The following is a 12,082-nucleotide window of genomic DNA, read 5'->3' as shown; positions in this document are numbered from 1 at the left end:
TAATTAGAGTACATATTCGTCATTTATTGGTTTTACCGGCTCGGGAATATCGGTTTCACCCAGCATTTGCAAAAGGTTGATTTCGATGGTTCGGGTAATCTGATTTAGTGGTACGCCCGCCGAATTATTTTCAAAAGGGTTAACTAAACTCATACCGTTAATTTGAGTAGAAACAAATACAAAACCAATTAACCAACCTAAAAAGATTGAGTATATGCCTGCAGACTGGCTGATTACCAAGGTAAAAGTTACAACAAAAAGCCAGATAAATACTTTTGTTAAATAGCTATATGTTGTGGGGAAGATTGTATTCTTGATCCTTTCGCTCATCCCCATCGAATCAGAGAATCGAACAAGCATTTCATTTATCTCTATAAACCTGAATCCATCTACAGAACTGGATTTAGATAGTTTTTGCAAATCTCGTGATTGAATGTTTAAGATTGCATTATGCGTGTTGTTGTGGTTTTCTATTTCTTTTAAATCTTCCTGCGAAAGATATTTAATGTAAATCTCGTCTACGGTACCGCGTAAATTGGCTTTTAAGGCATACAAAAAAGCAATGTGGCGGAAAACCATTTGCTTTACGGTGTCCTCTTCACCATCAACGTAGTTGAGTAATGCACGGGTAAAAGAGCGGGAGTCGTTTACCAATGCACCCCAAACTTTTCTTGCCTCCCACCACCTGTCATAAGCCTGGTTGTTGTTAAAACCGATAAAAAATGCGATAGCAGTACCTAAGAGGGTAGGAATGATAGAGGGGATTTCAAAATGATGTGCAATTAGATATTCCCGAACCAGGTAAGAAGCGGTACAAGAGGCAATCATAATTAAATCTACATGCCAGGTATTTCTTAAAATTCTACTTAAACGTATATTCTGAACAAGAAGCATAAATTGTTTTTTAGAGATGAAAATACAAACTGAAGCCAAAAATGTTTTAAACTCCTTAAATTTAATCATCGCAATTGTAAAAACTTATGAAATCACCAATCTTGTATAAAATATTTCTTCCGGTGTCCTTTCTTCTTTTTTGGTTTGGCATTATACTCCAGTTTGTATTGGTTTTTCAAAATCATCAATATAACTGGATAAAATCGCTGGATGGATTTTTAATGTATTTTACTGTGCTTACCAATATTATTTGCGGCATTGCTTTGGGCGTATTATTATTTTTCTCAGGGAGCCGGGCAATAAATTTTCTTGTTAAGCCGGGTTCGCTAACTGCGCTAACGGTTTACATCGTAATTGTTGGTTTGGTATACAATATAGTGTTAAGGGGCATTGTAAATTTAACTGGATGGTGGGTTGTTGCCAATGAGCTGCTCCACGTTATTAATCCAGTGGTTTTTTAGTCTTTTGGATCATTTATGTGAATAAATCTGAATTAAAATACAAGCATGTTTACCCCTGGCTCTTATATCCTTTTATTTATATGGTGTTCGCTTTGATTAGAGGTGTATTGATGAATACTTACCCATATCCTTTTTTAAATGTAAATGAACTGGGCTATCTCAACACGGCTATGAATTGTCTGGTACTCTCCTTTCTCTTTTGGTTAAGCTCATTGTTCTTTGTTTGGATAGGTCAGAAGATCAATAATCCCAAGTAATGAATGAAATGGGGAGGTGTTTTTAAGAAGATTTCGTGATAAACGTTTTTAATACGTTTTAAATCAGTTATATTCGGAAAACCAAATATCCCAATTTCTTATGAGTGAAACATTACCTAAGAACAATATTTTCAAAGTTATCGGTGCCTCTTCCCTGGGTACATTAATTGAATGGTACGATTTTTACATTTTTGGAAGCCTTGCCGTTATCATTGGCTCCAAGTTATTTCCGGAAGATGCAGGGGCTTCTGCATTAATTAATACCCTGGCTATTTTTGCCGCCGGCTTTATTGTAAGGCCTTTTGGTGCGCTGGTTTTTGGTCGACTTGGCGATTTGATTGGAAGGAAATATACCTTCTTGTTAACGCTAGTACTCATGGGAGGCTCTACTTTTTTGATCGGTCTTATCCCATCCTATAAAACAATCGGATATGCAGCTCCGATTTTAGTGTTGGTTCTTCGATTGATACAAGGTTTAGCTTTAGGTGGTGAATATGGCGGGGCAGCAACCTATGTAGCTGAGCATGCCCCTAAAAACAGAAGAGGTTTTTTTACCAGTTGGATTCAGACAACCGCTACTTTAGGTTTGTTTCTCTCACTGGGGATTATTGTCATTACTAAAAACGTGCTTGGTGCAGATACTTTTGCCGATTGGGGCTGGAGGATTCCATTCTTACTTTCTATTTTATTGGTGGTGGTATCCATCTATATCCGGATGAAGATGCATGAATCGCCCATGTTTTCTAAGTTGAAATCGGAAGGTAAAGTATCCAAAAATCCTTTAAAGGAAAGTTTTAATAACAAAGCGAACTTTAAGATGGTATTGCTTGCGCTGTTTGGTGCTACTATGGGGCAAGGTGTAATCTGGTATACCGGTCAGTTTTATGCACAGTCCTTCTTAGAAAATACCTGTAAGCTCGATTTTAATGATTCCCGATACATTTTACTTTGGGGAATTGCATTTGCAACGCCATTTTTTGTTGTTTTTGGTGCCTGGAGTGATAAAATTGGCAGAAAGTGGATTATGCTTACCGGAATGCTTTTAGGTATAATCTTCTATCGGCCAATCTATCAGACTTTTTTGGATGATACCGATTTTACATCAATAAGCCAAACAGAAATTGTTTCCTCAACACCTGGTGTTCATACCGTTTTGATCCATCAGAGCCTGGATAGTTTGAGAACCACATCTACTAAGTTCGTTTTAAAAGACGGCTCATCTTTTGTTAAAGTGCAGCAGGATACTTTATCTATTGCAAAAGGAATTGCCCCTGCAAAAGAAATTATTAAAGATAAAGTGTTAAGTAAGCCTGTTTTCTGGAAGTTTATCGGATTAATCTTTTTCCAGATTTTATTGGTGACTATGGTTTACGGGCCTATTGCCGCGTTTTTGGTGGAGTTATTTCCAACTAAGATCAGATATACTTCTATGTCACTTCCCTACCATATTGGTAACGGTGTGTTTGGAGGATTAGTGCCTTTTATTGCCACACTAATCGCGAGTTTTTCGGGCTCCACTCCACTATCCGGACTATGGTATCCAATCGGGATTGCAGCTTTGAGTTTAATTATAGGTACGGTTTACCTCTCTAATAAAAGAGACGAAAATATTAACGATTAAGGTTATAGATATGAATACGATAAAGAAATTTTTAGGATTGGTATGGATGGTTTTAGGCCCCTTAGCGATGACCTTTTTAGTTATTCAAGCCATTGAGAAAGTAGGGTTAACGCATACTTCTATTGAAAGAACTAATACCATTTTACAATGGGGCATCATTCTTTTTATCTTTTTCCCAATTAGTCTTGGTTTAATGATTTTTGGTTTTTATGCCTGGAAGGGTGAGTATGAGCGATTACCAGAGCGTTCAGAAGAACTTTAGTGAAGTTCTCAGCCCTGCGTAGCATGAGTGTTTAGCTCCCGCAGATTTAACAGATTAACGCCGATTTTTATGCTTGAAATTAGAAAAGATAAATGGTTAAAGAATCTGCGACATCTGCGGGAGAAATATTATTTTATTTGCACCTACAGTACCCTTAAGAGTAATCCTTTCAAATACTCTCCTTCTGAAAAGGAAATTCGAATCGGATGATCTTCAGGTTGGCAAAACTGCTTGATGATTTGTACTTCTTTACCTGCATCTAAGGCAGCCCAGGCAATGATTTGCTTGAAGGTTTCAATATCTACAGCCCCTGAGCAGGAGAATGTTGCCAGTAACCCTCCTTTTTCGAGCAACAACATGCCCAGGCGGTTCAGGTCTTTGTAGGCGCGTGCTGCACGATCTAATGCAGAGCGTGAGGGTGCATATTTAGGTGGATCTAAAACAATGACATCAAAGGATTCGCCTGCTGCAGCAAAGGCTCTTAGTTGTTTATTCACATCAGACTGAATGGTAGTAACCTTTTCATTGTCAAAGTGGTTAAGCACAATGTTTTGTTTCAGCGTTTCTATCGCTAAAGCAGAACTGTCTACGCTCGTAACATGTTTGGCCTGGTTAGCTAAGCTGTTTAAGCTAAAACCTCCGCTATAGCTAAAGCAATCTAATACTTTTTTATCCGTAGTGTAGCTTGCGAGGATTTTTCTGTTATCACGTTGATCGCAGTAAAAGCCTGATTTTTGCCCTTCAGCGATATTGATATGGTAAATGATACCATTTTCCTTTACTTCTAAAAATTCAGGTGGATTTTCACCCCAAAGCAAGCCATTTTCGATTGGTAAACCTTCATGGCCTCGTGCTGTAGCATCACTTTTATCAAAAATCCCCTTAGGGTTCAGTGCTATACGAAGCATTTCTACAAGATCAGTTTTAACCTTTTCTATTCCAGAACTTAAAATCTGTAAGGATAGGAAGTCTGCATATTTATCAACGATTAGTCCGGGTAAGAAATCTGCTTCACTGAAAACCAATCTGCAGGTATTGGTTTGTTCGTTCAAAATTGAAACCCTTGCGGCAATGGCCTGGTTTAATCGGTTTTGATACCAGGATTGATTAATAATCTGGTCTTCATTCCATTCTAAAAGACGTACGGCAACACGGGAGTTTCCGTTAAAATAGCCATAAGCTAAAAACTCACCATCAAAGGCAAATACTTTTACTACATCACCATCTTCAGGTTTGCCTTTTACTTTTTCCAAAGCGCCGGAAAATACCCATGGATGTCTTTGAATAGCTGCTTTCTCTTTGCCTCTTTTTAAAATGATTTCTACCATTGCGCAAAGGTAAGAATAAGTTTCATTTGGAATCAACTGTAGATAATTCGGGACACAAAAAGGGAAATGAAATCTACAATGTTAGTCGCATAATTGTGATATTTTTAGAACAAGAAAGCCCTGGATGCGACCAGGGCTTTAAGACTTTACTTAGTTACGTTTTCATAAGAGAAGAGGCTTTACTAAGCATAACATCACAAATTTATATAAAATATAAAATAAACCAAAACCTTTGATGAGATATGCTCAACTCGAATATTATATTTCAGAACCTAGTCTCAACCGGTTTTTAAGGGCTTGCGGTAATTCTAAAACTAAAGCTCAAAAATTGTATCGGATAAATATCAGAGCTTCAGAAGCTTTTTACCCCATATTAAATCTGTTCGAAACCTTCTTGCGAAACACAATTTATAATGAAATTGCCTGTGCATTTCACGATCCGGATTGGATTATTAACGAACAGAAAGGGTTTATGAGTGATTCATCATTATCAAGGGGTAGATTTGCGATGAAGAATCAGGTGCTTAAGATACATCATAAAATAATCTTGCTAGGCGGTAGAGTAACAGCTAGCAAATTGATATCTTAACAAACGTTCGGATTTTGGACTACTTTTTTTGAAAAGGCTCATTATAAGGTGACAAAAGGTTGTTCGATTAATGCATTTCCAAATACCCCCCCAATGTTAACCGCATGATTTTAGAACAAAAATTATCAAGAATAAGAATATTGAGAAATCGTATTTATCATAACGAACCGATATGTTTTAGAGCTGGTAATATTGATTTTTCTGAAGCAAGTGGTGTTTTAGTTGATATTGATGACTTGATGAATTGGATTAATCCAGCGCTAAGCGATTACGCAGAATACTTCAACAATATTCAAAAGAAAATAAATCAAGCAAATGCACTCTTAAAAAATTAAATGGTTTCCAGTTGGAACTGTATCTTATTAAAGAAATTTATTTGATATACCCTTTTGAATCTTAATCAATTCGGTGTCTAAAATCTTTGTTTCAAAATCTACCACTGGTCGTTTGGCCTCAATCATGGAAATCAATAACTCTGTAGCCACTTGTCCCATTTCGAAAGCAGGTTGCCTAACTGACGTTAGCGATGGAGAGAAAAGTTCAACCAGATTAGAATTGGTAAAGCCAGCTATTGCAATTTTATGGGCAAATTCAGGATTGGTATTTTTGAGGGCCATAATACAACCTGTTGTTAACCTGTCACTGGCAATAAAAATACCATCGGGTTTTAGGGGCAACAATTCTTTTACTGCAGTTTCCAGCTCTTCACTATGCATTCCGCCATGCTGACAATATTTTACCAAATCTGTATTAAAATCAATATGGTATTTAGCAAGTGCTGCCTGATATCCTTTTAAACGTTCTTTGGTGATAGATAAATTCTCAGAATTGGTTAAATGGGCAATCGTTCGTTTACCCGATAATATCAAGTGCTCAGTAGCATCGAATGAGCCTTTAAAGTTATTGGCAATCACTTTATGGGTTTCGAAATTTTCGGGAACACGATCAAAGAAAACTATGGGTAAACCTTTTGCATATAAATCCCGTAGGTAGTCAATGTTTTGAGTTTCTGACGATAAGGCAATCAGTAAACCATCAATAGATCTTGATGCTAAATGCTCAACGTTGAGTTTTTCCTGTTCAAAAGATTCATGACTTTGGGAAATAATGACATGGTAATCTTTATTGTATGCGATTGATTCTATGCCATTTATCACTTGCGAAAAAAAGTTATTAGCAATTTCACTCACAATAATGCCTATAGAGTAACTTCTTCTTTCTTTTAAGCTTCTCGCGATAGGATTAGCCCGGTAGTTAACTTTTTCAGCATAAGCCAGAACCAGTTTTTTTGTTTCTTCACTAATTTCGTAACGGTCTCTTAAAGCCCTGGAAACTGTAGAAGTAGAAAGTCCTAGCGCTTTAGCAATATCTTTTATGGTAGATGTCTCAAATCTCATTTTATGCAGTTGCGTACAAGTTACAAAAAATATCTCTTTTAAGCCCTGAAAAAGGCTTATTTAATAACTGTCATATCTACGTTTTTGGGAACGTTTGCACAGTTTTTTAGTTAAATCTGTTTTCAAATGGTTTTAAGTTTGTAAAATTGTTACAATAACGTAACCAAATATTAACTAATTATAACATTCTGAAATAGAATTATATTCTCCATGCAAGCGGTTGCATGTTCTTAAGTAACCAAATTATCCTAAATACAATTAATTATGAGCAGAGTTTTACTTTTATTAGTATTTCTATCTTTTTCATTTCTTCCCCTTTCCTATGGCCAAAACAGGCAACTTACAGGAGTTGTGAAGGACAAATCAGATGGAACGCCACTGATAGGTGTTAGCGTAACCATTAAAGATTCCAAATCAGGAACAAGCACTGATGCCAATGGGGTGTACAAAATATCAATCCCTCAAAAAGGAGGGGCCCTAGTTTTTACCTATATGGGGTACAAAACCAAAACCGTAGTTGTTGGCGATCAGAACAAAGTAGATGTTACTTTGGATGAAGATGTAAACACCTTGCAGGAAGTTACGGTTAATGTGGGTTATGGTGTAGTAAAGAAAAAGGATTTAACTGGGGCAGTTTCATCTGTGAGTTCGGAGGTTATTGCGGCAGCACCTGTTTCTTCTGCATTGGAGGCGATCCAGGGAAGAGTTGCCGGCATTAGCATTGCTTCCACAGAAGGTTCTCCGGATGCCGACCTGGTGGTGAGGGTTAGAGGAGGCGGTTCAATTACCGGCGATAACTCACCACTTTACATTGTTGACGGTTTTCCTGTAGCATCGATTGCAGATATTGCACCACAGGATATAGAATCTATCGACATTTTAAAAGACGCCTCTTCTACAGCTATTTATGGATCCAGAGGCGCAAATGGTGTGGTATTGGTAAGTACGAAAAATAGTAAAACGGGCAAAACAGCCATTGCTTATAATGTTTTTACAGGCGTAAGAAATCTGGCTAATAAACTAGATTTATTAACTCCATCTGATTACGTAAGGTGGCAGTATGAGCGTTCGTTATTAGACAATTCTCCGAATGATTATACCCAGTACTTTGGCAATTACCAGGATATTGACTTATACGATAACGTTCCGGCTAACGATTGGCAGGAAATCATTTTTGGACGTACAGGTACAACCTTCAACCAAAATATAAATATCAGCGGTGGTGGAGATAAAACGAAGTATAGCCTCAGCCATACTTTTGTAAAAGATAAGGCCATTATGCAATTGTCAGGCTTCGAAAGACAAAATGTTAACTTCAAAATTAACCACAAGCTTTATGATAAACTTACACTTGACTTTGGTTTAAGATATTCCAATACGAAAATCAAAGGGGGTGGAGCAAATGAGCAAAATGAAGTTTCTTCAGCAGATTCAAGGTTGAAAAATGCCATGTTATACCCCTCATTTCCTGTACCGGGTTTAACCACCACCACCGAAACAGATGATGAGTTCAATTTGTACAATCCTATGATTGCCATTTCTGATAACGATCAGTATATTCAACGTAAAACTTATAACATTAACGGTGCCATTAATTATGATATCATCGATAATTTAAGATTGCGATCGGAAGTAGGTTACGATGGTTATCGGAATGATCAGGATCGGTTTTACGGAACAACAACTTATTATGTGAGAAATGTTCCTTCTGCAGAAAACCAAAATCTTCCGGCCATCATTTTAGCCAATACCAATAGAAATAGTTTTAGAAATGCCAATACCTTGAATTACAGTTTTGGTAAAATCCTGGGCAAGGATCATAATTTGAATGCATTAATCGGTCAGGAATTTATTAAAACAGAAAACGGAATCCTCACCAGCGTTGTGCATGGTTTCCCTAAATCATTTGGCTTTCAGGATGCAAGGGTACTGTCAACGCAGGGAAAGGCTAATTCTATCGACAATAATTTTTCTCCTGACGACAAGCTGCTTTCCTTTTTTGGTAGAGCAAATTATGATTATCAGGGTAAATACCTTTTCAGCGCTGCATTTAGGGCGGATGGTTCATCCAAATTTTCGCCTGGGAACCAATGGGGTTACTTTCCGGCATTTTCTGCAGCATGGAGAATCTCGCAGGAGAAATTTATGTCAGGAACCAAATCCTGGATTACGGATTTAAAAATCAGAGCCAGTTATGGCAGTGTTGGAAATAACAACATTCCTCCCGGACAAATGAATCAAACCTTTCAAAATTCGGTTACCACCTGGGTGAATGGTTTTAATAACTATTGGGCAGCCTCTAAAACAATGGCCAATCCGGATTTAAAATGGGAAACTACCGTTACAAACAACATCGGTATAGATTTTACCCTACTCGACTCAAAGCTTTCTGGTACTGTTGATCTTTATCGGAATAGAACAAAAGATTTACTTCTTCAGTTCCCTGTTGCGGGTACGGGGTATGATTTTCAATATCGTAACATTGGCGAAACGCAAAATAAAGGTATAGAACTTTCATTAAACTGGACTGCTATCAAAAAGACCAATTTTGATTTAAGTTTTAGCGGAAATATCAACTTCAACCGCAACAAAGTAGTGTCTTTAGGCTCTATTAAAAATATTAATGGCTCATCAGGTTGGGCATCTACAGAAATCGGTGTTGATTATTTAGTAGAGGAAGGTGCACCATTGGGCCGGATTTACGGTTATCGTAATGCAGGCAGATACGAAGTTTCCGATTTCACAGGCTACAATGCTGCCACGGGTAACTGGACACTTAAACCTGGAGTAGTAGATGGAACTTCCTTCTTAGGAACAATCCGTCCGGGTACGATGAAAATCGAAGATCTTTCTGGTGATGGAAAAATTGATCTTTCAGACCGAACGGTAATTGGTAACGCTAATCCATTACATACAGGCGGTTTCTCTGTTAACTCCAGAATTTATGGCTTCGATATTGGTGCTTATTTTAACTGGAGCTATGGAAATGACATCTACAATGCCAACAAGATTGAATATACTTCTACCAGTAAATACAGCTCCAGAAACATGATTGACATTATGGCTTCCGGTAATCGTTGGAATAACCTCCGTGCTGATGGTACCATTAGTAATGATCCAACTGAACTTGCAGCTATGAATGCCGGTACTACATTGTGGTCGCCGTATATGAAAACCTTTGTATTGAGCGATTGGGCAGTAGAAGACGGCTCATTCTTAAGATTATCAACCATCACTTTAGGATATACCTTACCAGAGAAAATTGCAAGTAAGCTAAAGATGAAAAAACTGAGAATTTATGCTTCCGGCTATAACTTATGGTTACTTACCGATTATACAGGATTTGATCCTGAGGTTTCAACAAGACGCCGAACTAATCTCACTCCGGGAGTAGATTATTCTGCTTATCCGAAAAGTAAATCGTTTGTATTTGGTTTGAATGTTAATTTTTAGACTACAATTTAATTTTAAAGCAATGAAAAAGATTATATATACATTATTCATCCTTACAGGGTTCACCTTCGTGACCAGCTGTAAAAAGGCACTTGATGCACCTACCAAATCTTCTTTGGACGAATCGGTGATTTTTTCTACACCAGGTTTGGCAGAAGGGGCAATTGCCGGAATCATCCAGTCTTTTGGAGAAACTAACTCCTATCGTGGCCGTTTCCTGGTTTTTTACGGCATTAATAATGATACTGAAATAAATAATGGCTTAAAAGCTGTTAATGATGACAAATCAAGGTTATCTAACTACAATGCTAATGTTAACAATGGTCAAATGAATACAGATAACAATGCCTGGGCAAAGTTTTATGAAGGCATTGAACGTGCTAATCTGGCGATAAGAGGAATCAGGACATACGGTAAGATAGAAAGTAACCCTCAAATGGCTCAAATATTGGGTGAAATATTAACCTTAAGGGCGGTCTTATACAATGATTTAATTAGAGGATGGGGTGATGTGCCGGCACGTTTTGAGCCTATTACTACCGCAACAACCTATTTGCCAAGAAATGACCGCGATGTTATTTATAAACAGCTATTGGCTGATTTAGAGGAGGCATCGGGCTATTTACCCTGGCCAAACGATAACGCCACAACGGCTAAGGTAGAACGCGTAAGCAAAGCTTTCTCTAAAGGATTAAGAGCACGTTTAGCACTCGCTGCCGGCGGATATGCCCAACGTTTAGATGGAACAGTGCATTTGAGTGCCGATCCTGACCTGGCACCGGCCAAAATGTATGCCATTGCTAAAAAGGAGTGCCTGGATATCATTAACAGCAATAAGCTTAGATTATTGGGCTTCGAAGAAGTATTTAGAAAATTAAACGAGGAAGCAGGAGCGGCAGGATTGGAATCGATCTGGGAAATACCATTTAGCGAAGGCCGTGGGAGGGTAATTTTTGATTTGGGTGTAAAGCACTTAAAAACAGATAAATATACCGGCCAGAATAAAGGCGGTACGAATGGCCCGAATCCGATTATGCTGTATGAATATGAAGCCGGGGATGTAAGAAGAGATGTTAGCATAGTACCTTACGAATGGGATGGCGGAACAGGTGATACAGGTGGATATCAGGTACCTTCAAGTTTAGGACGTTTATACTTCGGTAAATATCGCTACGAGTGGATGAAGAGAAGGGTTACTTCTACTAACGACGACGGTTTAAACTGGATGTACATGCGTTATGCGGATATTCTTTTAATGGCTGCGGAGGCAATTAATGAAATAGATGGTCCGGCTGCAGCAGCCCCATATTTGAAAATGATCCGCGATCGCGCTTTCCCTAATAATGCAGCAAAAGTTACTGCGTTTATGGCTACAGCAACCGCTTCTAAAACCGCATTTTTTAATGCAATTGTTAATGAACGTGCTTTAGAATTTACCGGCGAAATGTTGAGAAAGGGTGATTTGATTCGCTGGAATCTGCTCAATACCAAAATAGCAGAGGCAAAAACCAAATTACAACAATTGGAAGCCAGACAAGGAAAGTATGCCAACCTCCCTGCGAAAATTTACTACAGAACAGCAGCAAACGGGGAAACAGTAGAGATTTACGGATTAAACTTTGGCGATACCGATGCACAAGGTGTTGCGCTAGGTTATACTTCGAATAAGGCCTGGACCATGGTTGCTTCCGGTGATGCTTCGACCTTTTGGGATGCATTAGCGGTTAAAGATCCGAACGCACAACAAGTTTGGCCGATTTGGCAGGTGTTTATCGACTCATCGAACGGCATGTTAAATAATAAAAATTTGAATTTATAAA

General features: G+C 38.1%; 8 protein-coding genes and 1 pseudogene. 6 read left to right on the top strand and 3 right to left on the bottom strand.

The window, feature by feature from the left end:
- Positions 1 to 3: 3 nt before the first annotated feature.
- Positions 4 to 963: a bestrophin family protein gene (locus ACQY77_RS11215; RefSeq protein WP_421942050.1), complete on the bottom strand. Its 960-nt coding sequence runs from the start codon at positions 961 to 963 to the stop codon at positions 4 to 6.
- A 17-nt stretch (positions 964 to 980) separates the two neighbouring features.
- On the opposite strand from ACQY77_RS11215, the pseudogene ACQY77_RS11210 reads away from it, so the two are divergent.
- From ACQY77_RS11210 to ACQY77_RS11200, 3 genes and pseudogenes are all read left to right on the top strand, one after another.
- A pseudogene (locus ACQY77_RS11210) lies at positions 981 to 1,612 on the top strand (Pr6Pr family membrane protein).
- Between the two features lie 100 nt (positions 1,613 to 1,712).
- Positions 1,713 to 3,233: an MFS transporter gene (locus ACQY77_RS11205; protein WP_421942051.1), complete on the top strand. Its 1,521-nt coding sequence runs from the start codon at positions 1,713 to 1,715 to the stop codon at positions 3,231 to 3,233.
- A gap of 10 nt (positions 3,234 to 3,243) precedes the next feature.
- Positions 3,244 to 3,495: a DUF6814 family protein gene (locus tag ACQY77_RS11200; RefSeq protein WP_421942052.1), complete on the top strand. Its 252-nt coding sequence runs from the start codon at positions 3,244 to 3,246 to the stop codon at positions 3,493 to 3,495.
- A 143-nt stretch (positions 3,496 to 3,638) separates the two neighbouring features.
- Here the strand turns inward: ACQY77_RS11200 and ACQY77_RS11195 are convergent, their stop codons facing one another.
- The gene (locus tag ACQY77_RS11195) at positions 3,639 to 4,823 is read right to left on the bottom strand and encodes a class I SAM-dependent rRNA methyltransferase (RefSeq protein ID WP_421942053.1); all 1,185 of its coding nucleotides are present in this window, start codon (positions 4,821 to 4,823) and stop codon (positions 3,639 to 3,641) included.
- Positions 4,824 to 5,516: 693 nt separating this feature from the next.
- Here ACQY77_RS11195 and ACQY77_RS11190 point away from each other — a divergent pair.
- Positions 5,517 to 5,747, top strand: coding sequence for a hypothetical protein (locus ACQY77_RS11190; RefSeq protein WP_421942054.1), 231 nt, complete (start codon positions 5,517 to 5,519; stop codon positions 5,745 to 5,747).
- A 27-nt stretch (positions 5,748 to 5,774) separates the two neighbouring features.
- Here ACQY77_RS11190 and ACQY77_RS11185 read toward each other — a convergent pair whose 3' ends face one another.
- Positions 5,775 to 6,809, bottom strand: a complete 1,035-nt coding sequence (locus ACQY77_RS11185; RefSeq protein WP_421942055.1) for a LacI family DNA-binding transcriptional regulator — start codon at positions 6,807 to 6,809, stop codon at positions 5,775 to 5,777.
- Between the two features lie 264 nt (positions 6,810 to 7,073).
- Here ACQY77_RS11185 and ACQY77_RS11180 point away from each other — a divergent pair, with 264 nt between their 5' ends.
- Complete coding sequence (locus ACQY77_RS11180; protein ID WP_421942056.1) at positions 7,074 to 10,262, top strand: SusC/RagA family TonB-linked outer membrane protein; 3,189 nt, start codon at positions 7,074 to 7,076, stop codon at positions 10,260 to 10,262.
- Between the two features lie 22 nt (positions 10,263 to 10,284).
- Positions 10,285 to 12,081 carry a RagB/SusD family nutrient uptake outer membrane protein gene (locus tag ACQY77_RS11175; RefSeq protein WP_421942057.1) on the top strand — a complete coding sequence of 599 codons (1,797 nt, stop codon included), beginning with the start codon at positions 10,285 to 10,287 and terminating at the stop codon, positions 12,079 to 12,081.
- Position 12,082: the final 1 nt, after the last annotated feature.

The organism is Pedobacter sp., assembly GCF_965279535.1.
Lineage (GTDB): Bacteria > Bacteroidota > Bacteroidia > Sphingobacteriales > Sphingobacteriaceae > Pedobacter.
This window is presented reverse-complemented; position numbering and strand designations above follow the sequence as displayed.